Raw genomic sequence first — 23726 nt, 5'->3', positions numbered from 1 at the left:
TCTACGTCGCGTCCACCGCCGTCGGAGCCGAACCGACCAGACGTCCCGCGTGGTGGCGCCCACGCGGGACGATCATGGGCGTGCCGCTCACCGGGTCGGGCACGACCTCGCACGGCAGGCCGAACACCTCGCTCACCAGGGCGGAGTCCACGACGTCGACCGGGGCGCCCTCGGCCACGATGCGTCCGGCCTTCATCGCGATGATGTGGTCGGCGTAGCGGCAGGCCAGGTTCAGGTCGTGCAGCACCAGGACGACCGTCGTGCCCTCGGCCCGGTTCAGGTCGGTGAGCAGGTCGAGCAGCTCGACCTGGTGGTTGATGTCCAGGTACGTCGTCGGCTCGTCGAGCAGCAGCAGGTCGGTCTCCTGCGCCAGGGCCATGGCGATCCAGACCCGCTGGCGCTGGCCGCCGGACAGGTCCTGCACGCGGCGGTCGACCAGCTCGGCGGTGCCGGTGGACTCCAGCGCGGCCGCCACGGCGCGGTCGTCCTCGGCCGTCCAGCGGCGGAAGAAGCCCTGGTGCGGGTAGCGACCGCGACCGACGAGGTCGCCGACGGTGATGCCGTCGGGGGCCAACGGCGTCTGCGGCAGCAGGCCGAGCACCTGGGCGACGTCCTTGCTGGCCATGTCGTGGACGGACTCGCCGTCGAGCAGGACGCGGCCGGAAGCGGGCTTGAGCAGCCGGGCGAGTCCGCGCAGCAGCGTGGACTTGCCGCAGGCGTTGGCGCCGACGATGACCGTGATGGCCCCGTCGGGCAGCTCGACGTCCAGCTGGTCGACGACGGTGCGGTCGTCGTAGGCCAGGCTCAGGCCCTCGGCCCGCAGCGAGTGGGGGGTGCGCGTCATCCGCCCCGTCCTTCCCGGTTGACGCTGGCCAGCAGCCAGATGAGGTAGGGGGCGCCCAGCAGTCCGGTCACGACACCCGCCGGCAGCGGGGTCGGCAGCAGGTTCTGGGCGACGAGGTCGGCCGACAGCAGCACGATCGCGCCGACCGCGCCGGCCGCGAGCAGGCCGCCGGACGAGGCCGGGCCGAGCAGCCGGTGGGCGATGGGACCGGCGACGAGCGCCACGAACAGCAGCGGCCCGGTGACCGCCACGGCCACGGCGGTCAGCGCGACCGAGACGGCGAGCAGCACGAGGCGCGAGCGCTCGACCCGGACGCCGAGCGCCTTGGCCGCGTCGTCGCCGAGCTCGAGCGTGGCCAGCGACCGCGAGAGGACGAGCGCCAGGGGCAGCAGCACGACGAGCGCCACCCACAGGACGGCGAGCTCGGCGTCGCCGGCCCGGCCGACCGAACCGACCAGCCAGGTCATGGCCTCGCGGGCCTCGAACACGTCGGCACGGGCGACCACGTAGCTGATGAGCGACGTGCACAGCTGCTGCACGCCGATGCCGATGAGGATGAACCGGTAGCCGCTCACCGCACCGCGGAAGGCCAGCACGTAGACGACCACGGCGGTCACCACCGCGCCCACGAGCGCGGACGCCGACACCGCGAGCCCCGCCCCACCGCCGAGCAGGATCATCGAGACGGCGAACAGGCTGGCACCGGACGAGACGCCGACGAAGTCCGGCGACGCGAGCGGGTTGCCCAGCAGCCGCTGGAAGATCGAGCCGGCGACGCCGAGCGCGAGCCCGGTGCCGAGCGCCGCCGCCGCGACCGGCAGGCGCAGGTCGCGCACCACGAAGTCGGCGCCGGGGTCGTCGCCGAGCCCGAGCAGCGAGGCCACGACCTGGAGCGGACCGATCGCGTAGTCGCCGACGACCATCGTCAGCACGAACAGGGCGGCGGCGACCGCCGCCAGGGCGCCCGTCACGACGGTGCCGCGGCGCCGGCGGGCCCGCCGGACGCTGCCGACGGCGTCCACGTGGACGGCCGCGGGCGGCTGGACGACCTCGAGGGCGTTCACAGCCGCACCGCGTCCCGGTAGCGGACGAGCGCGACGAACACCGGCGCGCCGACGACGCCGAGCACGACGCCGACCTGCAGCTCGCCGCGGTCGAGCACCAGGCGGCCGGCGATGTCGGCGGCCAGCAGCACGAGCGGGGCGAGGAAGACCGAGTAGGCCAGGATCCAGCGGTAGTCGGGGCCGCAGATCATCCGGGCGACGTGCGGGACGATGAGCCCGACGAAGGTGATCGGTCCGCAGGCGGCCACGGCGGCGCCGCACAGCACGGCGACCGCGACGAACACGACCGAGCGGGTCAGCACGATGCGCTGGCCGAGGGCGCGGGCGACGTCGTCACCGAGCGCGAGGCCGTTCAGCGCACGTCCGGCCCCGAGGGCCACGACGACGCCGACGACGATGAACGGCACGGTCTGCCAGAAGACCGAGGCGTACCGCCCGGCCAGCGCACCCACCTGCCAGAAACGCAGCGTGTTGAGCGCCTCGACGTTGGTCAGCACGATCGCGGACGTCAGCGAGCTCAGCAGCGCGGTGACGGCGGCACCGGCGAGGGCGAGCTTCACCGGCGTCGCGCCCTCGCGGCCGAACGAGGCCACGCCGTAGACGGCGAAGGTCGCCAGCGCCGCGCCGGCCATGCCGAGCCACACCGTCTGGGCGGGGGCACCGATGCCGAGCACCATGACGCCGAGCACGACGAACGCGGCCGCGCCGGCGTTGATGCCCATGATCCCGGGATCGGCGAGCGGGTTGCGCGTCACGCCCTGCAGCAGCGCGCCGCTCAGCCCGAGCGCGGCACCGACGGCCAGGCCGAGCGCGGTGCGGGGCACCCGCATCTCCAGCAGCGTCGCCTTGTCGGCCGCGGCCGCGTCGCCGCCGAGGAAGACGTCCCTGACCAGCGCCAGGTCGATGTCGCGGCTGCCGAGCGCCAGGCTCATGACGCAGACCACGAGGAGCCCGAGCACCACCACGACCAGCCCGGCGACGAGCAGCGGCGCGCTGCGGTGCCGGGGCGCGGTCTCCACCGGTCCGGTCGCGGAGCTCCCGGCACGGGACGGCACGGCGGTACGGGACACGGGCGGGACTCTCGGTCGGACGGGTGGAGCCCACTCAGCGTAACTTAGGGTCGGCTAACCGAAGCAGCGAGTGTGACCCGCACCGCTCGTCACCGGCCCTAGGCTGCGCCCATGAGTGCACCGGAGCTGACCTTCCGCACGACCATCGGCGTCGAGGTCAAGGGCGACACCTGGAGCTGCGTGGAGATCCCGGGCTCGGCCGAGCTGTTCGGCACCGGCCGCACGGTGCGGGTCGACGCCGTCGTCGACGACGTCCGGCTCGAGGACGTCGGGGCGATGCCGACCGGCTCGGGCGGCCACATGGTGTCGCTGAGCGCGAAGGTGCGCAAGGCGCTCGGCAAGGACGTCGGCGACCCGGTCGACGTCACCGTCACCGTCCGCTAGCGCCCCGGACGCGGCGAGGCCCGCCGGACGACGTCCGGCGGGCCTCGCCCAGGTCAGGCGCGACTCAGAACTTCTCGTTCTTCGCGGCCTTCTCCAGCAGCAGCGCCGGCGGGTTGAAGCGCTCGCCGTACGTCTTGGCCAGCTCCTGCGCGCGCTCGACGAACGCCTGCACGCCGATGCTGCCGTCGGCCGCCTCGTAGCCGTTGATGTGCTGGATCACGCCACCGTGCAGCGCCGGGAAGCCGATGCCGAAGATCGAGCCGATGTTGGCGTCGGCGGTCGTGCGGAGCACGCCCTCCTCGAAGCACTTCACCGTCTCCAGCGCCATGATGAACGTCAGGCGCTCCTTCATGTCGACCAGCGAGGGCTGGGTCTCGGCCGTCGGGTACTTCTCGGTCAGGCCCGCCCACAGGCCGGTGCGCTTGCCGTCGGCGTACTCGTAGAAGCCGGCGCCCTTGAGCTTGCCCGAGCGGCCCTGCTCGATCATGTAGTCGATGACCTGCTCGGCGGGGGACGCGTCCCAGGTGCCACCGGCCGCCTCGACCGCGGCGATGGACTCCTTGCGGATCTTCACCATGAGCTCGAGGTTCAGCTCGTCGGACAGCTGCAGCACCGGGGCCGGGAAGCCCGCCTGCGTCGTGGCGCGCTCGATGCGGACCGGGTGCACGCCCTCGGTCAGCATCGCGATGCCCTCGTTGACGAAGGTGCCGATGACGCGGCTGGTGAAGAAGCCCTGGCTGTCGTTGACGACGATCGGGATCTTCTTGATCTGCTGCGTGTAGTCGATCGCGCGGGCCAGGGCCTCGTCCGACGTCTTCTCGCCGGCGATGATCTCGACGAGCATCATCTTGTCGACCGGGCTGAAGAAGTGGATGCCGATGAAGTCCTCGGGACGCGTGACGCCCTCGGCCAGCTTGGTGATCGGCAGGGTGGACGTGTTGGAGCCCAGCAGGGCGTCCGACTTCACGATCGGCTCGAGCTCGCCGAAGACCGACTTCTTGAGGTCGATGGACTCGAAGACGGCCTCGACGACGAGGTCGCAGCCCGCCAGGTCGGCGTAGTCGGCGGTGGGCGTGATGCGGCCCAGCACCTCGTCACGCTTCTCCTGCGTGATGCGGCCGCGCTCGAGCGCCTTGTCGAGCAGCTTCTCGCTGTAGTTCTTGCCCTTCTCGGCGGCCTCGATCTTGACGTCCTTGAGGACGACCTCGATGCCGGCCTGGGCCGAGACGTACGCGATGCCCGCGCCCATCATGCCGGCGCCGATGACCGCGACCTTCTCGACCTTGCGCTTCTCGACACCCTCGGGACGCGAGCCGCCGGCGTTGATGGCGTTGAGGTCGAAGAAGAACGCCTGGGTCATGTTCTTGAACTGCTGGCCGACCAGCAGCTCGACCAGGTAGCGCGACTCGATGCGGCTGGCGGTGTCGAAGTCGACGGCCGCGCCCTCGACGACGGCCGACAGGATGGCCTTCGGCGCCTTCATGTCCGCGCCCTTGAGCTGCTTGCGCAGCATCGCGGGCAGGGCGGGCAGGTTCGCGGCCAGCGCGGGGGTCTTCGGGGTGCCGCCGGGCATCTTGTAGCCCTTGCGGTCCCACGGCTGCGACGCGGCGTCGGCGTCGCCGGCGTTCGCCTCGATCCAGGCCTTGGCGGCCGGGACCAGCTGGTCGGCGGACTCGACGAGCTCGTCGACGAGGCCGACCTTGAGCGCCTTGGCCGGCTTCATGCGCGGGCCCTGCAGCAGGACGTTGAGCAGCGCGTCCTGGATGCCGAACATGCGGACGGTGCGGGTGACGCCGCCGCCGCCGGGCAGCAGGCCGAGGGTGACCTCGGGCAGGCCGATCTCGTAGCGACCGTCGACCGCGACGCGGTGGTGGGCCGCGAGCGCGATCTCCAGGCCGCCGCCGAGGGCGGCGCCGTTGATGGCCGCGACGACGGGCTTGCCGATCGTCTCGAGCTTGCGCAGCGTGGCCTTGATGCGCTCGACGTTGTCGAACAGCGCCGGGGCGTCGTCCTTGGTCGCCTGCGTCATGAGCTTGAGGTCGCCACCGGCGAAGAAGGTCTTCTTCGCCGAGGTGATGACGACGCCCTGGATCGAGTCGGCGTCGGCGGCGATGTCCGCGGCGAGGGCGTCGACGGCCTTCTCCATGGACTCGACGTACGCCTGGTTCATCGTGTTGGCGCTCTGGCTCGGGTCGTCGAGCACGAGCGTGGCGATCGCGCCGTCCTTCTCGTAGCGGACGGCCTCGGTGGTGGTGGTCATGTCGGTGGGGTCTCCTGAGGTGAGAGGGGTCCGCGGATCAGATGCGCTCGACGACGGTGGCGATGCCCATGCCGCCGCCGATGCACAGCGTGGCCAGGCCGTAGCGGCCCTCACGACGCTCGAGCTCGTCGACCAGGGTGCCGAGGATCATCGCGCCGGTGGCGCCCAGCGGGTGGCCCATCGCGATGGCGCCGCCGTTGACGTTGGTGCGGTCGGCCGGGAAGTCGCCCAGGTCGCGCATGAGCTTGAGCGCGACGGCGGCGAACGCCTCGTTGATCTCGACCAGGTCGAGGTCGTCCGGCGTGAGGCCGGCCTTCTGCAGCGCCTTGTGGCTGGCCGGGCCGGGGCCCGTCAGCATGATCGTGGGCTCGGAGCCGACGACGGCGGTCGAGACGATGCGGGCGCGCGGGGTGAGGCCGTGGCGGTCGCCGGCGGCCTCGGAGCCGATCAGCACGATGCCCGCGCCGTCGACGATGCCCGAGCTGTTGCCCGCGTGGTGCACGTGGTTGATGCGCTCGACCTCGGTGTACTTCTCCAGCGCGACGTCGTCGAAGCCGGCGAACGAGCCGAGGTCCTTGAACGACGGCTTGAGGCCGGCGAGGCTCTCGGCCGTCGTGCCCTCGCGCACGAACTCGTCGTGGTCGAGGATCGTCAGGCCGTTGGGGTCGACGACCGGGATGACCGAGTTCTTGAAGTAGCCGTTGGCGATCGCCTTGGCGGCGCGGGCCTGCGACTCGGCGGCGAACGCGTCGACGTCGTCGCGGCTGTAGCCCTCGATGGTGGCGATCAGGTCGGCGCTGATGCCCTGCGGCACGAAGTCGGCCTGCAGCGCGGTGCGCGGGTCCATGGCCCACGGTCCGCCGTCCGAGCCCATCGGCACGCGGCTCATCGACTCGACGCCACCGGCGACGATGAGGTCCTCCCAGCCGGAGCGGACGCGCGCGGCGGCCTGGTTGACCGCCTCGAGGCCCGACGCGCAGAAGCGGTTGAGCTGGACGCCGGGGACGTCGTAGGGCAGGCCGGCCGCGAGCGCGGCGGTCTTGGCGATGTCGGCGCCCTGGTCGCCGATCGGCGACACGCAGCCCAGGATCACGTCCTCGATCTGGGCGGGGTCCAGGTTGGGGTTGCGCTTCTGGATCTCCTCGAGCAGACCGGTCACGAGGGTGACCGGCTTGACCTCGTGCAGCGATCCGGTCTTCTTGCCGCGACCGCGCGGCGTGCGGATCGCGTCGTAGATGAAGGCGTCGGTCATGGGGTGGGTCCTCCCAGCGGAATGTCCATGCATGTAAGCGCTTGCTTACTGCGCTCCGGTCATTGTGACACCAGAACTGTCAGAACGGTAGGGCGCCCCGGTGACGTGACCCACATCATCATCGCGGTGGCCGGTGGCGACCGTCGCGCGCACGCCGCGACCTATCCTTCCCCCATGAGCGCCGCACCCACGGAGACTCCCGAGTCGGCCGACACCCTCAGCATCGAGCAGCTGGCCAGCCGGGTCGGCATGAGCGTGCGCACGGTGCGCTTCTACGCCGGGCGCGGGCTCATCCCGCCGCCGCGCCGTGAGGGCCGCAACGGCTACTACGGCCCCGACCACCTGGTGCGGCTGGAGCTCGTCCGCGAGCTGCAGGCCCACGGCTTCACCCTGGCGGCGATCGAGGGCTATCTCGAGAACCTTCCCGGCGACGCGAGCCCCGAGCGGGTCGCGCTGCAGCGCACCCTGCTCGCCCCCTGGACCCCGACCAAGCCCGAGACGCTGCCCCGGGCCGAGCTCGAGCAGCGGGCCGGGCGCGCGCTGAGCGACGCCGACCTCGAGCTGCTCGTCGCGCTCGGCGTCGTCGACCCCACCCCCACCGAGGACGTCTTCGAGGTCGCGACGGCGCACCTGGGCCTGGGCGTCTCGCTCATCGACATCGGCCTGCCGATCGAGGCCGCGGACGCCGCCCGGCGCGTGTTCGCCGAGCACGGGCGCGCGATGGCCCACGAGATCGACGAGGTCTTCCGCGTCCACGTCTGGCCACACCTGAAGGAGTCGCACGAGTCGCCGGCGCAGATCCGCGCCATCGTCGAGCGGTTCAAGCCGCTGACCATCCAGGCGCTGGTCAACTCCTACGCCCAGGCCATCGACGAGACCAAGCGCGCCAGCGTCCACCGCCGCACCTGACCGGCCGCCGGCTGAGCCGAGCACCGCTGGCTGAGCCCGTCGAAGCCCCCGTCGACAGGCTCAGGGAGCGGGTGAGCGGCTCAGGGAGCGGACGCCCCTAGGGCTCGAGGGTGTAGCCGAGGCCCGGGGACGTGATGAGGTGGCGCGGGTGCGCGGGGTCGGCCTCGAGCTTGCGCCGCAGCTGCGCGGCGTAGACCCGCAGGTAGTGCCCCTCGTGCAGGTAGGCCGGCCCCCACACCTCGCGCAGGATCTGGTCGCGCGGCACGAGCGTGCCGACGTGGCGGGCCAGCAGCTCCAGGAACGACCACTCGGTGGGCGTGAGCCGGACGTCCTCGCCGGACCGCGCGACGCGCTTGCGGGCCAGGTCGACGACCAGGTCGCCCACGACGACCTCGGCGACCTGAGGCGTGCCGGCGTCCTGGGCCCGGCGCACCGCCGCCCGCAAACGGGCCATGAGCTCGTTCATCGCGAACGGCTTGGTCACGTAGTCGTCGGCGCCGAGGTCGAGCGCCTCGACCTTGTCCTCGCCGTGCTGGCGCGCGGAGAGCACGACGATCGGGACGTTCGTCCAGCCGCGCAGCCCGGCGATCACCTCGGTGCCGTCCAGGTCGGGCAGGCCGAGGTCGAGCACGACGACGTCCGGGGCACCGGTGGCCGCGGCGTCCAGCGCCGACCGCCCGTCCGGGGCGGTGAGGACCTCCCAGCCGTGGGCGCGCAGGTTGATCGCCAGGGCGCGGGCCAGCGCCGGCTCGTCCTCGACGACCAGCACCTTCCCGCTCACCGGACCTCCCGTCACGCGTCCTCCTCGTCGCGGCCGGCCCGCGGCAGGGCCAGCACCATCGTCAGCCCGCCGCCGGGCGTGTCCTCCGCGGTGAGCGTGCCGTCAAGGGCGTCGGTGAGCCCGCGCGCCACGGCCAGGCCGAGGCCCAGCCCCTCTCCCCCGGTGTCGTCCAGGCGCTGGAACGGCTCGAACATCTGCTCGCGGACGTCCGCCGGCACCCCAGGTCCGCGGTCGACGACGTGCACCTCCACCGTGTCGGCCAGGACGTGCGCGGTGACCCGGACGGGTGCGCCGCGGCCGTGACGGACCGCGTTGGCCACGAGGTTGGCGACGACCCGGGTGAGCAGGCCCCCGTCGGTGCGGACGAACGGGACCGACTCGTCCAGCACGAGCTCGACCGCGCCCGGGGCGTGGCCGGACACCGCCACGGGCAGCACCTCCTCCAGGCTGCGCGGACGCAGCACCGGCCGGAGCGAGCCGGACTCGACCCGCGACAGGTCGAGCAGGTCGTCGATGAGCTGCTCGAGCCGGCCGGTCGACTCGGCGACGGCGGCCACCAGCTCGGCCCGCTCGTCGGGGGCGAGCGCGTCGGAGACCAGCCCGTCGACGGCGGCGCGGGTGATGGCCAGCGGCGTGCGCAGGTCGTGCGAGACGGCCCGGAGCAGCGCGGTGCTGGTGGCCTCGGCGCGCTCGAGCGCCGCCGCCCGGTCGCCCCGCTCGCGCAGCCGGCGGTACTCGAGCACCAGGCTGGTCTGCACGGCGAACGCCTCCAGGACGCGGCGGTCGCCGGCCCGCAGCGGGCTGCCGTGCAGGACGATCGCGTGCTCGGCGTCGACGTCGACCGTGGTCTCGCCGTCCTCGGGGCAGCGCGGTGGCCGGCCGCCCGTGCCGGCGACGACCCGCCACGAGCCGCCCGCGCGGGCGAGCAGCGACGCCGACTCCTGGCCGAACGTCTCGCGCACCCGCTCGACCACGGCCTCGGCGGTGTCCTGCCCGGTCAGCACCGAGCGGGACAGGGCGGTCATCGTGGCCGCCTCGGTGCGGGCCCGGACGGCGTCGGCCGCCCGGCGCGAGGCCCGGTCGACGACCGACGCGACGCCCACCGCCACCGCCACGAACACCACCAGGGCCAGGACGTTCGTCGGCTCGGACACCGTCAGCTTGCGCACCGGCGGGGTGAAGAACCAGTTGAGCAGCACGAACCCGCTGAGCGCGGCGACCAGCGACGGCAGCAGTCCGCCCACCAGCGCCACGAGCACCGTGGCGCCCAGGAACAGCAGGACGTCCAGCGGCAGCTGCTCGCTGCTGTGCTCGACGCCGCGCAGCGCGAGGGTGAGCACGACGGGCAGCAGCATGCCGAGCACGAGACCGGCCACCCGGCGGCGCCGGTCGAGGGACGACGGACGGCGACGGCGCCCGGCCAGACGGGGGCGCTCGTCGTGCGTGACCAGGTGGACGTCCACCGAGCCGGCCAGCGACGCGACCCGCTCGCCGGTCGTGCCGGTGAACAGCCGGCGCAGGCGGCCGTGGCTGGACGTGCCGACGACGATCATCGTGGCGTTGGCGCCGACGGCGAAGTCGACCACCGCGCTCGCCGGCTCCTCGCCGACGACGGAGTGGAAGGTGGCGCCGAGCGACGCCGTGAGCTGCTGCAGCCGGGCGATGCGGGCCGAGTCCTGCCCGGCCAGACCGTCCTCGACGATGACGTGCACCGCGAGCAGCTCGCCGGCCGCCGACCGCTGGGCCAGACGGGCGCCCCGCCGCAGCAGGCTCTCGCTCTCCGGCCCGCCGGTGACGGCGACGACGATGCGCTCCTTGGCCGGCCAGGGCGAGTCGATGTGGTGCGCCCGGCGGTAGTCGTCGAGCGCGTCGTCGACCCGGTCGGCCAGCCACAGCAGGGCGAGCTCGCGCAGCGCGGTGAGGTTGCCGACCCGGAAGTACGACGACAGCGACGCGTCGACCTGCTCGGGCCGGTAGACGTTGCCGTGCGCCAGGCGCCGGCGCAGCGCCTCGGGCGACATGTCGACCAGCTGGATCTGGTCGGCCTGGCGCACCACCGGGTCCGGCACGGTCTCGCGCTGCCGGACCCCGGTGATGCGCTCCACGGCGTCGTTGAGCGACTCCAGGTGCTGGACGTTGATCGTGGTGATGACGTCGATGCCGGCGGACCGGATCTGCTCGACGTCGTCCACGCGCTTGGGATGGACGCTCCCGGGGACGTTCGTGTGCGCCAGCTCGTCGACGCACACGACGGCCGGGCGGCGGGCGATGATCGCCTCGGTGTCCATCTCGGTGAACTCGGCGCCACCGTGGCGGACGACCTTGCGGGGCACCACCTCGAGCCCCTCGAGCTTGGCCGCGGTGTGGGTCCGCCCGTGGGTCTCGACGAAGCCGACGACCACGTCGGTGCCGCGGTCGAGCCGGCGGCGCGCCTCGTCCAGCATCGCGAAGGTCTTGCCGACCCCCGGTGCCGCACCCAGGTACACAATCAGCCGACCGCGACGCACCGTCGTCTCCACGCTCGAATCCTGCCAGTCAGTCGTCGTCGGCAGCCCGCAGCACGGCCGCGTTCAGCTCCAGGACGTTCACCCGCGGCTCGCCGAGGACGCCCAGGGTGCGCCCGTCGGTGTGCGCGCGGACGAGCGCCTCCACGTCGGCGACGTCCAGGCCCTGGGCCCGGGCGACCCGCGGGGCCTGCAGCTCGGCGTACGCGACCGAGACGTGCGGGTCCAGGCCCGAGCCGGACGCGGTGACCGCGTCGACCGGCACCTGCGACACGGTCACGCCCTCGCGGGTGGCGACCTCGGCCCGGCGCTCCTGCACGAGCGCGACCAGGTCCGGGCTCTCCGGCCCGAGGTTGGACCCGGCGCTGGCCAGCGTGTCGTAGCCGTAGCCGTCGCCGGCGGCCGAGGGCCGCGGCTGGAACAGGTCCGGGTCGTCCACGACCTGGCCGATCAGCACCGAGCCGACCGCCTCGTCGGGGTCGGTGGTGCGCTCGCCGTCGGCGGTCACCATCGAGCCCTGTGAGGCCCACGGCGCCGCGACGGCGGCGGCCCCCTGGACGACGAGCGGGTAGGCCAGCCCCAGCACGAGCGTGGCGACGAGCATGGCCCGCAGGCCGGCCAGGCTCTGGCGGTAGAGGGAGAACAGGGTCTTCACGGGGTCACGCTCCGGGGAGGGTCGAGACGAGCAGGTCGATGAGCTTGATGCCGACGAACGGGGCGACGATGCCGCCGACGCCGTAGATCAGCAGGTTGCGGTTCAGCAGCGCCGCGGCCGAGCTCGGCCGGTAGCGGACGCCGCGCAGCGCCAACGGGATGAGCGCGACGATGACGAGCGCGTTGAAGATGACCGCCGAGAGGATCGCCGACTCCGGGCTGCTCAGCCGCATCACGTTGAGCACGTCCAGGCCGGGGAACGCGACCACGAACATCGCCGGCAGGATCGCGAAGTACTTGGCGACGTCGTTGGCCACCGAGAACGTCGTGAGCGCGCCGCGGGTGATGAGCAGCTGCTTGCCGATCTCCACCACGTCGATGAGCTTGGTCGGGTCCGAGTCGAGGTCGACCATGTTGCCGGCCTCCTTGGCCGCGGTCGTGCCCGTGTTCATCGCGACGCCGACGTCGGCCTGGGCCAGCGCGGGCGCGTCGTTGGTGCCGTCGCCGCACATGGCGACCATGCGGCCGCCCTCCTGCTCGCGGCGGATGAGCGCCAGCTTGTCCTCCGGCGTCGCCTCGGCCAGCACGTCGTCGACGCCGGCCTCCTCGGCGATGGCCGCGGCGGTGGTGGCGTTGTCGCCGGTGACCATGACGGTGCGGATGCCCATCGAGCGCAGCTCGGCGAACCGCTCGCGCATGCCGGGCTTCACGACGTCCTTGAGGTGGACGACGCCCAGGACGCGCGGCTCCTCGCCGGCGCGCTGCTCGGCGACGACCAGGGGCGTCCCGCCCGAGCGGCTGATGCCCTCGACGAGCTCGCCGACCTGGTGCGACACGACGCCCCGCTGCTCCTCGACCCAGCGGCTCACCGCGGAGGCCGCGCCCTTGCGGACCGAGCGGCCGGGCAGGTCCACGCCGCTCATGCGGGTGGACGCCGAGAACGGCACGAGCGTGGCCGTCGCCGGGACCGGCGGCCGGGCGTCGTCACCGCGCACGAGCGCCACGATGCTGCGGCCCTCGGGCGTCTCGTCGGCCAGCGACGAGAGCAGCGCCGCGTCGGCCAGGTCGGCGTCCGGGACCTCCGCGACCGGCAGCATGGCGCAGGCCTGGCGGTTGCCCAGGGTGATCGTGCCGGTCTTGTCGAGCAGCAGGACGTCCACGTCGCCGGCCGCCTCGACCGCGCGCCCGGACATGGCGAGCACGTTGCGCTGGAGCAGCCGGTCCATGCCGGCGATGCCGATGGCCGAGAGCAGCGCGCTGATCGTCGTGGGGATGAGGCACACCAGCAGCGCGGTCAGCACGAGCACGCTCTGCCCGGCGTCGCTGTGGTCCGCGATGAAGTAGAGCGTCACCACGACGACCAGGAAGATCGCGGTCAGCGACGTCAGCAGCACGTTCAGCGCGATCTCGTTGGGCGTGCGCTGGCGCTCGGAGCCCTCGACCAGCGCGATCATCCGGTCGACGAACGAGTGGCCGGGCTCGGACGAGATGCGCACGACGATGCGGTCGGACAGCACGATCGTGCCGCCGGTGACGGCCGACCGGTCGCCGCCGGACTCGCGGATGACCGGAGCCGACTCGCCGGTCACCGCCGACTCGTCCACGGAGGCGACGCCCTCGACGACGTCGCCGTCGCCCGGGATGCGCTCGCCGGCGGTCACGACCACGAGGTCGCCCGGGCGCAGGGACGTGCTGGGCACGACCTCGGCCGGCCTGTCGAGCAGCGAGCCGCGCGCCGGGTCGGGGCGCCCGGTCAGCCGGTACGCGGTGGTCTCCTCCTGCAGGGCGCGCAGGCTGTCGGCCTGGGCCTTGCCGCGGCCCTCGGCCACCGCCTCGGCGAGGTTGCCGAACAGCACGGTGAGCCACAGCCAGATCGTCACGCCGACGCTCGTGGTGCCGGGGTCGACGACCGTCATGACGGTGGTCAGCACGGCGCCGAGCTCGACGACGAGCATGACCGGGCTGGCCAGCAGCGCGCGCGGGTCGAGCTTGCGCAGCGCGCTGGGCAGCGCCTCGCGCAGCTGGACGGACAGGGGACGCCGCGCGGTGGCGGACGCGGGTTCGGTCAGGGTCTGGGTGTTCACGAGAGGGACTCCACGATCGGGCCGAGCACGAGCACCGGCACATAGGTCAGGCCGACCACGACGACGGCCACGCCCGAGAGCAGGACGACGAACAGCGGGCGGTGGGTGGGGAGCGTGCCGGCACCGGCGGGCAGCCGCTGGGCGCCGGCGAAGCGTCCGGCCAGGGCCAGGACGAGGACGATCGGCACGAAGCGGCCGAGCAGCATGCACGTGCCCAGCAGCGTGTTCCAGAACGGGGTGCCGGACGTCAGCCCGCCGAACGCGCTCCCGTTGTTGTTCGAGGCCGACGTGACGGCGTACAGCGCCTCCGACAGGCCGTGCGGCCCGCTCTCCTGCAGGCCGGCCAGGCCCGCCGGGACGCTGAGCGCCAGCGCGGTGCCGGCGAGCACGAGCACCGGGGTGGTGAGGACGTAGAGGGCGACGAGCACGATCTCGCGCTGGCTGATCTTCTTGCCCAGGTACTCCGGCGTGCGTCCGACCATGAGGCCGGCCAGGAACACCGCGACCACGGCCAGCACGAGCATCCCGTACAGGCCCGATCCCACGCCGCCGGGCGCGATCTCGCCCAGCATCATGTTGAACATCGTCAGGCCGCCGCCGGGGGCGGTGAACGAGTCGTGCATGGCGTTGACCGCGCCGGTGGACGTGCCGGTGGTCGCGGCGCCGAACAGGGCCGAGCCGGCCTCGCCGAACCGCACCTCCTTGCCCTCCATCGCGCCGCCGGCCAGCGTCGGCGCGGTGCCCGGCGCGGCCATCTCGGCCCAGGTCAGCAGCGCCGTCGAGACGCCGAGCAGCAGGGCCATGACGGCCAGCACCGCGCCGCCCTGGCGCTTGTCCTTGACGATCAGGCCGAACGCCCACGCCATCGCGAACGGGATCAGCAGGATGAGGAAGATCTCGAGCAGGTTGGTGACCGGGGTCGGGTTCTCGAACGGGTGGGCGGAGTTGGCGTTGAAGAAGCCGCCGCCGTTGGTGCCGAGCTCCTTGATCGCCTCCTGGCTGGCCACCGGCCCACCGAGCACCGGCTGGCTGCCGCCGGTCAGCGTCGTGACGTCGCGCGGTCCGTGCCAGCTCTGCACGACGCCGCCGACCGCGAGCGCGGTGGCGCCGACGACGGCGATCGGGACGAGCACGCGCACGAGGCTGCGCACGAGGTCGGTCCAGAACGAGCCCACGCGTCCACCGGCCCGGCTGCGGGCCAGGCCGCGCGCGAACGCGGCGGCGACGCTCATGCCGACGGCGGCCGAGACGAAGTTCTGCACGGTCAGGCCGGCGGCCTGGAGCAGGTGTCCCGCGGCGGCCTCGCCGGAGTACCACTGCCAGTTGGTGTTGGCCACGAACGAGACGGCGGTGTTCCACGCGCCGTCGGCGGGCAGGGCGTCGAAGCCGAGCGAGAGCGGCAGGTGCTGCTGCAGGCGTCCGAGGCCGAACAGGAGCAGCAGGCCGACGAGCGAGAAGCCGAGCACGCTGAGCGCGTACGTGCGCCAGGTCTGGTCGGCGTCCGGGTCGACGCGCAGCAGCCGGTAGGTCAGGCGCTCGGGGCGCAGGTGGCGCTCGGAGGTGTAGGTCCGGGCGAGGTGACCGCCCAGGAGCGGGGTGGACAGGGCGAGGGCCGCGACGAGGACGACCGCCTGGCCGAGGGCGGGCAGCACGTCGCTCATCGCTGCGCCCTCCTGTCCAGGAGGTCGACCAGCAGGGCCAGCAGGGTGAAGGCTCCCAGCGTGAGGAGCACGTAGAGGACGTCGAGCACGCCCCGTTCCTACGCCCGGACGACGCCGGACCGGAGGGCTCTTGACGCTTCCTTGACGGCTCCCGGCCGGTTCCTGACGACATCCCTACGCAGCAGGCGGCGACCGGGCGGGGACAACGGAGGGACCCCGCTCCCGGCGAGCGAGGTCCCTCCGCGTCCGCGCCGGGACGGGGCCCGGCGAGGTTCCCTACAGGCCCATCGAGCGGCCGACGATCTCCTTCATGATCTCGGTCGTGCCGCCGTAGATCGTCTGGATGCGGCTGTCGGTGTACGCCTTGGAGATCGGGTACTCGGTCATGAACCCGTAGCCGCCGTGGAGCTGCAGGCACTGGGCCGCGGCCCTGTTCTGCAGCTCGGTCGTCCACCACTTGCCCATGGCCGCCTCCTCGGCGGTGAGCTCGCCGCGGTGGTGGGCGGCGATGCTGGCGTCGACGAACGACTGGCCGATGCGGTACTCGGTCTCCAGCGAGGCCAGCACGAAGCGGCTGTTCTGGAACGAGCCGATCGGCTTGCCGAACGCCTTGCGCTCCTTCACGTAGTCCAGCGTCATGTCCAGGATCGCGCGGGTCGCGGCCATCGCGCCGACCGAGATGGCCAGGCGCTCCTGGGGCAGGTTCTGCATGAGGTAGATGAAGCCGTGGCCCTCCTGGCCGAGCAGGTTCTCGACCGGCACGCGGACGTCGTCGAAGAACAGCTCGGCGGTGTCCTGGGCCTTGAGCCCCATCTTGTCCAGGTTGCGGCCGCGCTCGAAGCCGGCCATGCCGCGCTCGACGACGATCAGCGAGACGCCCATGGCGCCGGCGGACGGGTCGGTCTTGGCCGCCACGATCACCAGGTCGGCCAGGATGCCGTTGGAGATGAAGGTCTTCGCGCCGTTGAGCACGTAGTGGTCGCCGTCGCGCACCGCGGTGGTGGCGATGCTCTGCAGGTCCGAGCCGGTGCCGGGCTCGGTCATGGCGATGGCGCTGATGATCTCGCCGGTGCAGAACGGCGGGAACCAGCGCGCCCGCTGCTCGTCGTTCGCGAGCGCGAGCAGGTAGCTCGACACCAGGTCGGTGTGCAGCACGAAGCCGACACCGCTGGCGCCGATGCGGGCCAGCTCCTCGGAGATGATCGCGTTGAAGCGGAAGTCGTGGATCCCGCCGCCGCCGTGCTCCTCGGGCATCATGAAGCCGAGCAGGCCCAGCTCGCCGGCCTTCTGCCACAGCTCGCGCGGGACGACGCCGTCCTTCTCCCACTGCTCGTGGTGCGGCGCGACCTCCTTCTCGCAGAACGCGCGGACGGTGTCGCGGAAGGCGTCGTGGTCGGACTCGAAGATGTCGCGCTGCATGGTGATGCTCCTCACTGGGGAGCCCTCATGGTGACAGTGATGCTGTCACGGTTGCAAGCACGCCACCGGCCACCGGACCGGGACGAGCGGCCAGGGCGCCGCGCGGTCGTCAGGTCCGCGGCCGCCGGGCCGACTAGGGTGCGAGAGCACGGACGACGACAGGGGGCAGGACGTGAGCGCTCAGCCGGAGCAGCACGAGGTCGAGGCCGAGCAGCGACGGCTGCGGGCGGTCGAGAACGTGGGCGTCCTGGACGACGTCCACCAGCAACGGCTCGACCGGCTGACCCGGACCGCGCAGGTGGCCTTCGACGTGCCGGCGTCCTCCATCACGCTCATCGAGGCCGACCACGCCTGGTACCCGACCATCTGCGGCCTGCCGAGCGACCCCGTGCCGCGCCAGGACACCTACTGCAGCCGCGCCCTGGACATGGGCACGGTCGTGGTCTCGCACGACACCGCGGCCGACCCCCGCTTCAAGGACCTGCCCTTCGCCACGGGCGAGGGGGCGCTGCGCTTCTACGCCGCGCGCGTCCTGCGCGACCCGGCGGGCAACGCGCTCGGCACCTTCTGCCTGTTCGACGTGCAGCCGCGCGACTTCAGCGAGCGCGAGATGCGCCTGCTCGAGGAGCTCGGCGCGTGGGCCGAGTCCGAGCTGCTCGCCTCGGCCGAGATGTCGCGCGCGCACATGGTGCAGGCGGCGATGCTGCCCGACGCCCCGCTGGAGCTCGAGCAGTGGCAGGTCGAGGGCGTGTGCACGCCCGCACAGGCGGTCGGCGGCGACTACTTCGACTACTCGGTCACCGACGGGCTGCTCAGCTTCGGCCTGGCGGACGTCATGGGCAAGGGCACGGGCGCGGCGCTGATCGGCGCCGGCGTCCGCGTCGGCCTGCGCGCGGCCCGCAGCGCCGTCGCCGACGGCGCCGACCTCGGGCGCGTCATCACCCTGCTCGAGCAGGGCAGCATCGCCGACCTCGACCGCGCCGGCTCGTTCGTCACCCTCTTCGAGGGCGTCGCCGACCTGGCCTCCGGCGAGCTGCGCTGGGTGGACGCCGGCCTCGGCCTGGCCGTGCTCGTGCGCGCCGACGGCACCGCCGAGCAGATGCGGGGCGAGGACCTCCCGCTGGGCGTCATCCCCGGCCGCGGGTTCACCGAGCACGTCACGCGCATGGAGGCCGGCGACCGTCTCGTGGTGTTCAGCGACGGCGTCCTGGACCTGCTCGACGACGAGAACCGCTGGCTGGAGCCGGTCGCCGACCTCGTCCGTCGCCACGCGGCGCCGCGCGACCTGTTCGCGGCGGTGAACTCGCTGGCGCGGCAGCGGATGCCCATGGACGACATCACGGTGCTGTCGGTCTACCGACGCGCGTAGCGGCGGCTTGAGGTCGCCGGACCTGTCGCCCGGTCGCGTCATGTGACATCCTGCGTGTCACGTACCGACCGGAGGAGCCCGATGTCCACGACCCCGACCCCGACCCAGCGCCTGGCGATCACCCGCAAGGGCGCCGGCGAGCCGCTGCTCCTGCTCCACGGCATCGGCCACCGGCGGCAGGCCTGGGACCCGGTGCTCGCGCGCCTCGCCGAGAGCTACGACGTCATCGCCGCCGACCTGCCCGGGTTCGGCGAGTCCGACCCGTTCCCGCGCGGGTCGCGCATCGACATGGAGGCGGCCTGCCGCGCCGTGGTCGCCGAGCTCGACCGGCTCGGGGTCTCGCGCCCGCACGTCGTGGGCAACTCGCTGGGCGGCGCGATGGCGCTCGAGCTCGCGCAGCGCGGCCACGCGGCGTCGGTGGTGGCCCTGAGCCCGGCCGGCTTCTTCCGCCACCTGGGCGACCGGCTGCAGGCGCTCGGCGTCCTCGCCGTGCTCAAGGGCACCGCGGCAGCGCCGGCCGGCGTGCTGCGCCGCGTCACCGCGACCCGCCTGGGCCGCCGGCTCGCCGGGCTGGCGCTGTTCACGCACACCGAGCGGCTCGACGCCGAGGGCATGTACGGCGACTCGCTCGCGCTGAAGAACGGCTCGGCGTTCTGGCCGATCGCCCGCTCCGGCGCGACGTACAACTTCCACGGCACCGTCGACGTGCCGGTGACGGTGGCGTGGGGCACCCGCGACCGCATCCTGCGCCACGGGCAGAGCAGCCGGGCCCGACGCCAGCTGGCCGACGCGGTCCACGTCGACCTGCTCGGCGCCGGGCACGTGCCGATGATCGACGAGCCGGACACGATCGTCCGGCTCGTCGAGGAGACCACCACCCGGGCCTAGCGCGGCCCGGGCGCCGGGCTCACGGGATCCAGTTGAAGGTGTCCGGGTCCGGGCCGGTGCGGTGGCCCTTGTCGAGCGCGGCGATCGCGTCGACGTCGGCCTGGTCCAGCTCGAAGTCGAACAGCGCGAAGTTCTCCTCCACGCGCGAGCGGGTCACCGACTTCGGGAAGACGATGTCGCCGCGCTGGATGGCCCAGCGCAGGGTCACCTGGGCCGGCGTGCGGCCGACCTTGCGGGCGATCTCGGTGATCGTCGGGTCGTCCAGCACCTGGCCCTGGGCGATCGGCGACCAGGCCTCGATCGCGATGCCCTTGTCGGCGGAGTAGGAGCGCACGGCCTCGTTGGTCAGGTACGGGTGCACCTCGACCTGGTTGACGGCCGGCACCGTGTCGGTGGCCTCGAGCAGGCGGTCCAGGTGGGCGGGCTGGAAGTTCGAGACGCCGATGGCGCGGACCTTGCCCGACGCGGCGATCTCCTCCATGGTCTTCCAGGTGTCGACGTAGTCGATGTCGATGCCCGGCAGCGGCCAGTGCACGAGGAACAGGTCGACGTACTCGCCGCCGAGCTTCTCGAGGGTCTCGTCGAACGAGCGCAGCGCGTCCTCGCGGGCGTGGTGGCCGTTGTTCAGCTTGCTGGTGATGAAGACGTCCTCGCGGGCCAGGCCGGAGGCGGCCAGGGCCTCGCCGACGCCGGCCTCGTTGCCGTACATCTGCGCCGTGTCGACGTGCCGGTAGCCGACCTCGAAGGCGGTGAGCACCGCGTCCTTCGTCTCGGCCGGGTCGACCTGGTACACGCCGAAGCCCAGCTGGGGGATCTCGACGCCGTTGTTCAGGGTGATGGTGGGAACGGTCATGACCCCACCATAGAACCGCTCGCAAATACCCGCGCGTGCAACCAGTTGTCGGGCATCATTCCGCCCGCCGGGGCGTTGCAGAGGACGTGGACGTCCTCGACAGCGTGGTGATCGGTGCCGGTCAGGCCGGGCTGTCGGCGTCCTTCCACCTGCGCCGGCTGGGCCTGGAGCACGTCGTGCTCGACGCCGACACCGCCCCCGGCGGCGCCTGGCAGCACCGCTGGGACTCGCTCACGATGCACGACGTGCACGGCGTCGCCGACCTCCCCGGCCTGGAGCGTGCGGGCGGGTCCGCCACCGACCGGGCCAACCTGGCCGTGCCCGCGTACTTCGCCGGCTACGAGCGGCGCTTCGACCTGCCGGTCGTCCGGCCGGTGCGGGTGCAGCGCGTCGAGCGCGAGGGCGACCTGCTCGTCGTCCGCGCCGGCGACCGGTCGTGGCGCACGCGGACGCTGGTGAACGCCACCGGCACCTGGACCCACCCGTTCTGGCCGCACTACCCGGGCATGGAGACCTTCGTCGGCGAGCAGGTGCACACCGCGCGGTTCCCCGGCGGCGAGCACTTCCGCGGCGTGCGGACGCTCGTGGTCGGCGGCGGCGCCTCCGCGGTGCAGCACCTGGGCGAGCTGGCCCCGGTCACCGACACCCTGTGGGTCACCCGGCGCAAGCCGGTCTGGCGCACGTCCGAGTTCACGCCGGAGGCCGGTCACGACGCGGTCGCGCTCGTCGAGGCGCGTGTGCGGGAGGGCCTGCCGCCGCAGAGCGTCGTGAGCGTGACCGGCTTGATGCTGCGCGAGCAGGAGCGCGAGGCCGAGCGGCTCGGGGCGTACGCGGACCGACGCGACCCGTTCGAGCGGGTCGAGCCCGACGGGGTGCGCTGGGCCGACGGCACGTTCGAGCCGGTCGGCGCGATCGTCTGGGCCACCGGCTTCCGGCCGGCGGTCGCGCACCTGGCGCCGCTGCGGCTGCGCAGCGAGCACGGCGGCATCCGGCTGGACGGCACGACGGCCGTCGCCGACCCGCGGGTGCAGCTCGTGGGGTACGGCCCGTCGGCGTCCACGATCGGTGCGAACCGGGCCGGGCGGGCCGCGGCCCTGGGCGTCCGCCGCGCCCTGCGCGAGGCGCCGGCCCCCTCCCCCGCTCCCTGAGCCGCCCTCCCGCTCCCTGAGCCCGTCGAAGGGAGGCTTCGACGGACTCGCTCGGCGGGGTGGGCTCAGCCGGCGGCCGGCAGGTGACGGGCCAGGAAGGCGCGGGTGCGCTCGTCCGCCGGGGCGGTGAACATCTGCTCGGGCGGACCCTGCTCCACGATGCGGCCGTCGGCCAGGAACACGACGCGGTCGGCGACCTCGCGGCAGAAGTCCATCTCGTGGGTCGCCATGACGATCGTCTGGCCGGACGCCGCCAGGTCGCGCACGACCTGCAGCACCTCGGCGACCAGCATCGGGTCGAGCGCGCTGGTCACCTCGTCGAGCAGCAGCAGCTCGGGGTCCATCGCGACGGCGCGGACGAGCGCCACCCGCTGCTGCTGGCCGCCGGACAGCGCGTCCGGGTGGGCCGAGGCGCGGTCGGCCAGACCGACGCGGTCGAGCAGCTCCAGCGCCCGTGCCTCGCTCTCGCGCCGACCGCGGCCGAGCACCTTGCGCTGCCCGAGCGTCACGTTGCGCAGCACCGACAGGTGCGGGAACAGGTTGTAGGCCTGGAAGACCACGCCGATGCGCCGCCGGGCGGCGTCCACGTCGAGCGCCGGGTCGGTCAGCTCGGTGTCGCCGAGCCAGACGTCGCCGTCGTCGGCCTGCTCGAGCAGGTCCAGGCAGCGCAGCAGGGTCGACTTGCCCGAGCCGGACGCGCCGATGAGGCAGACCACCTCGCCGGCCGCGACGTCGAGGTCGACGTCGTCCAGCACCACCTTGTCGCCGAACGTCTTGCGCAGTCCCTTCACGTGCAGCATCAGGCACCCGCCTCCCGGCGCATCTGGCGGATCATGAACCAGTCGGTGATCCGCGTGACGAACACCGTGGTGACGACGAAGAACAGCGCGGCCACGCACAGGGACGTGAAGTTGAAGGTCTCGGCCTGGTAGACGCTCGCCGCGCGCAGGCCCTCGACCAGGCCGATCGTCGACAGCAGCGCGGTGTCCTTCTGCAGCGACACGAAGTCGTTGACCAGCGGCGGCGTCACGCGACGCAGCGCCTGGGGCAGCACGACGTGACGCAGGGTCGCGCCGTACGACATCCCCAGCGCACGTCCGCTCGCCCACTGCGTGGGGTGGACGGACAGGATGCCGGCGCGCACCACCTCGGCGACGTACGCGCCGTAGCTGAGCGTGAGCGCGATGGCGCCCAGCCAGAACAGGCTGGTGGGCATGCCGGCCAGGCCGAGCGCCGGGAAGCCGAAGCCGACCAGCAGCACGACCAGGATGGTCGGGACGCTGCGGAACAGGTCGGTGTAGATCGTCGCCAGGATCTTGAACGGCGTCATGAACGGCGCCGGCACGACCCGCACGACGGCCACCAGCACCGCGACGACGAGCACGAGCACCTCGACCAGCAGGAACATCCGGATGTTCAGCCAGAACGCGTCGCGGACGAGCGGGAAGCTCTCGCGGGCGTGGCCGGCGTCGAAGTAGGTCGCCCGCACCCGGTCCCAGCCGGGTGAGGTCACGACGGCGGCGGTCAGTCCCCCGAGGACCACCACCGTCGAGAGCACGCCCGCGAGCACCCGGCGCCGGGTGCGACGCCGGCGGAAGGCGTCGCGCTCGGCCTGCCGGGCGCTCGGGACGTGCGGGGCGGACGTCACTTCAGGACGGGCGCGTTCGCCGACTCGGCCAGCCAGGTCTGCTCGAGGTCGGCCAGCGTGCCGTCCTCGCGCAGGCTCTCGACGGCGTCGTCGACGCACGAGGTGAGCTTGCTGCCCTTCTCCAGCAGCAGGCCGAAGGCCTCCGTGGCGTCGCCCTCGACCTGGAACTGGCCGGCGATGACCGACCCGTCGATCTCGGCGGCGGTCAGGTAGAACGCGCTGGGCAGGTCGGCCACGATGCCGTCGACCTGGCCGTTGCGCAGCGCCTCGGCGGCCTTGGTCGTGTCGTCGTAGACGCGCGGCTGCTTGGCGCCCTCGATCTGGCCGATCGCCTTGAGCGACGTGGTGCCGATCTGCGCGCCGAGCTGGGCGTCGGCGAGGTCGGCCAGGCTCTTCGCGTCGGCGAACTCGGAGTCCTCGAGCACGATGATCGCCTGCGCGGCCTCGTAGTACGGCGCGCTGAAGTCGACCGCCTGCTTGCGCTCGTCGGTGATCGAGATCTGGTTGACGTCGACGTCGAACGCCTTGTCGCCGGGCTGGTAGGCGGTGTTGAACGGCACCTTCGTCCAGACGACCTCGTCCTTGCCGAACCCGAGACGGTCGGCGACCGCGTAGGCCACGGCGCTCTCGAAGCCCTTGCCGTTGGCCGGGTCGTTGTCGGAGAACCACGGCTCGTAGGCCGGGTCGTCGGTGGCGATCGTGAAGGTGCCCTTCTCGACCGTGGGCAGCGAGTCGACCGAGCAGGCGGCGGACGCGTCGCCGGACGAGGCGGTGTCGGACTCCTCGTCGGCGGGGGCGCACGCCGTGGCGAGCAGCAGGGCGGAGGCGGCGACGAGGCCGCCGAGCGAGCGGGGGAGGGACGTCATGGCCGTCATCGTAGGGGCGGGCCCCCGGCCCCGGGCGGCGTCCCAGGGTTCGGCCGCGGGGTGCGACC

General features: G+C 72.9%; 20 protein-coding genes. 5 read left to right on the top strand and 15 right to left on the bottom strand.

Annotated elements, in window-relative coordinates; genetic code table 11:
• Window position 1: 1 nt before the first annotated feature.
• Genes E0W78_RS00715 through E0W78_RS00705 form a run of 3 tightly spaced genes read right to left on the bottom strand, consistent with a single transcriptional unit; the run spans window position 2 to window position 2978 of the window.
• Window positions 2–844, bottom strand: coding sequence for an ABC transporter ATP-binding protein (locus E0W78_RS00715; protein ID WP_131401939.1), 843 nt, complete (start codon window positions 842–844; stop codon window positions 2–4).
• Window positions 841–1908 (bottom strand): iron ABC transporter permease, encoded by a 1068-nt coding sequence (locus E0W78_RS00710; RefSeq protein ID WP_242686165.1) that lies wholly within the window; start codon window positions 1906–1908, stop codon window positions 841–843. Before E0W78_RS00710 ends, E0W78_RS00715 begins: the two co-directional genes overlap by 4 nt.
• On the bottom strand, window positions 1905–2978 hold the full coding sequence (locus tag E0W78_RS00705) for an iron chelate uptake ABC transporter family permease subunit (RefSeq protein ID WP_131401938.1): 1074 nt from the start codon (window positions 2976–2978) through the stop codon (window positions 1905–1907). Before E0W78_RS00705 ends, E0W78_RS00710 begins: the two co-directional genes overlap by 4 nt.
• Window positions 2979–3089: 111 nt before the next feature.
• Between E0W78_RS00705 and E0W78_RS00700 the strand changes: the two genes are divergently transcribed.
• On the top strand, window positions 3090–3362 hold the full coding sequence (locus E0W78_RS00700) for a DUF1905 domain-containing protein (protein WP_131401937.1): 273 nt from the start codon (window positions 3090–3092) through the stop codon (window positions 3360–3362).
• Window positions 3363–3426: 64 nt separating this feature from the next.
• Here the strand turns inward: E0W78_RS00700 and E0W78_RS00695 are convergent, their stop codons facing one another.
• Window positions 3427–5622 carry a 3-hydroxyacyl-CoA dehydrogenase NAD-binding domain-containing protein gene (locus E0W78_RS00695; protein WP_131401936.1) on the bottom strand — a complete coding sequence of 732 codons (2196 nt, stop codon included), beginning with the start codon at window positions 5620–5622 and terminating at the stop codon, window positions 3427–3429.
• A 37-nt stretch (window positions 5623–5659) separates the two neighbouring features.
• Entirely contained in the window at window positions 5660–6874 is a 1215-nt protein-coding gene (locus E0W78_RS00690; protein ID WP_131401935.1) for an acetyl-CoA C-acetyltransferase, read from the bottom strand.
• A gap of 174 nt (window positions 6875–7048) precedes the next feature.
• On the opposite strand from E0W78_RS00690, the gene E0W78_RS00685 reads away from it, so the two are divergent.
• Window positions 7049–7783, top strand: coding sequence for a MerR family transcriptional regulator (locus E0W78_RS00685; RefSeq protein ID WP_131401934.1), 735 nt, complete (start codon window positions 7049–7051; stop codon window positions 7781–7783).
• Between the two features lie 97 nt (window positions 7784–7880).
• Here E0W78_RS00685 and E0W78_RS00680 read toward each other — a convergent pair whose 3' ends face one another.
• The 6 genes from E0W78_RS00680 to E0W78_RS00655 all read right to left on the bottom strand — a co-directional run bounded on the left by E0W78_RS00680 (window position 7881) and on the right by E0W78_RS00655 (window position 16886).
• The gene (locus E0W78_RS00680; RefSeq protein ID WP_131401933.1) at window positions 7881–8564 is read right to left on the bottom strand and encodes a response regulator transcription factor; all 684 of its coding nucleotides are present in this window, start codon (window positions 8562–8564) and stop codon (window positions 7881–7883) included.
• Window positions 8565–8575: 11 nt separating this feature from the next.
• A complete protein-coding gene (locus E0W78_RS00675) occupies window positions 8576–11083 on the bottom strand; it encodes an ATP-binding protein (RefSeq protein ID WP_242686164.1) in 2508 nt (835 codons plus the stop codon).
• Between the two features lie 16 nt (window positions 11084–11099).
• Window positions 11100–11714 (bottom strand): potassium-transporting ATPase subunit KdpC, encoded by a 615-nt coding sequence (kdpC, locus tag E0W78_RS00670; RefSeq protein WP_347559416.1) that lies wholly within the window; start codon window positions 11712–11714, stop codon window positions 11100–11102.
• Window positions 11715–11727: 13 nt separating this feature from the next.
• Window positions 11728–13806, bottom strand: coding sequence for a potassium-transporting ATPase subunit KdpB (kdpB, locus tag E0W78_RS00665; RefSeq protein ID WP_131401931.1), 2079 nt, complete (start codon window positions 13804–13806; stop codon window positions 11728–11730).
• On the bottom strand, window positions 13803–15467 hold the full coding sequence (gene kdpA / locus E0W78_RS00660) for a potassium-transporting ATPase subunit KdpA (RefSeq protein WP_131401930.1): 1665 nt from the start codon (window positions 15465–15467) through the stop codon (window positions 13803–13805). Before kdpA ends, kdpB begins: the two co-directional genes overlap by 4 nt.
• Window positions 15468–15743: 276 nt before the next feature.
• Window positions 15744–16886: an acyl-CoA dehydrogenase family protein gene (locus E0W78_RS00655; protein WP_131401929.1), complete on the bottom strand. Its 1143-nt coding sequence runs from the start codon at window positions 16884–16886 to the stop codon at window positions 15744–15746.
• A gap of 172 nt (window positions 16887–17058) precedes the next feature.
• Between E0W78_RS00655 and E0W78_RS00650 the strand changes: the two genes are divergently transcribed.
• Together E0W78_RS00650 and E0W78_RS00645 are read left to right on the top strand one after the other, a co-directional pair.
• Window positions 17059–18255: a SpoIIE family protein phosphatase gene (locus tag E0W78_RS00650; RefSeq protein WP_131401928.1), complete on the top strand. Its 1197-nt coding sequence runs from the start codon at window positions 17059–17061 to the stop codon at window positions 18253–18255.
• A gap of 81 nt (window positions 18256–18336) precedes the next feature.
• The gene (locus E0W78_RS00645; protein WP_131401927.1) at window positions 18337–19143 is read left to right on the top strand and encodes an alpha/beta hydrolase; all 807 of its coding nucleotides are present in this window, start codon (window positions 18337–18339) and stop codon (window positions 19141–19143) included.
• 19 nt (window positions 19144–19162) lie between these two features.
• Here E0W78_RS00645 and E0W78_RS00640 read toward each other — a convergent pair whose 3' ends face one another.
• Window positions 19163–19996 (bottom strand): aldo/keto reductase, encoded by an 834-nt coding sequence (locus tag E0W78_RS00640; RefSeq protein WP_131401926.1) that lies wholly within the window; start codon window positions 19994–19996, stop codon window positions 19163–19165.
• Window positions 19997–20082: 86 nt separating this feature from the next.
• Between E0W78_RS00640 and E0W78_RS00635 the strand changes: the two genes are divergently transcribed.
• Entirely contained in the window at window positions 20083–21144 is a 1062-nt protein-coding gene (locus tag E0W78_RS00635; RefSeq protein ID WP_131401925.1) for an NAD(P)-binding domain-containing protein, read from the top strand.
• A 65-nt stretch (window positions 21145–21209) separates the two neighbouring features.
• Here the strand turns inward: E0W78_RS00635 and E0W78_RS00630 are convergent, their stop codons facing one another.
• The 3 genes from E0W78_RS00630 to E0W78_RS00620 are packed head-to-tail and all read right to left on the bottom strand — an operon-like array spanning window position 21210 to window position 23658.
• Entirely contained in the window at window positions 21210–21944 is a 735-nt protein-coding gene (locus tag E0W78_RS00630) for an amino acid ABC transporter ATP-binding protein (RefSeq protein ID WP_131401924.1), read from the bottom strand.
• Window positions 21944–22792, bottom strand: coding sequence for an amino acid ABC transporter permease (locus E0W78_RS00625; RefSeq protein ID WP_131401923.1), 849 nt, complete (start codon window positions 22790–22792; stop codon window positions 21944–21946). The genes E0W78_RS00630 and E0W78_RS00625 overlap by 1 nt, the downstream gene beginning before the upstream one ends.
• A complete protein-coding gene (locus E0W78_RS00620; protein WP_131401922.1) occupies window positions 22789–23658 on the bottom strand; it encodes an ABC transporter substrate-binding protein in 870 nt (289 codons plus the stop codon). The genes E0W78_RS00625 and E0W78_RS00620 overlap by 4 nt, the downstream gene beginning before the upstream one ends.
• Window positions 23659–23726 lie beyond the last annotated feature (68 nt).

The organism is Aeromicrobium sp. IC_218, from assembly GCF_004336805.1.
Lineage (GTDB): Bacteria > Actinomycetota > Actinomycetes > Propionibacteriales > Nocardioidaceae > Aeromicrobium.
Note: the sequence above shows the minus strand (reverse complement) of the source record. Positions and strands in the feature narration are given on the sequence as shown.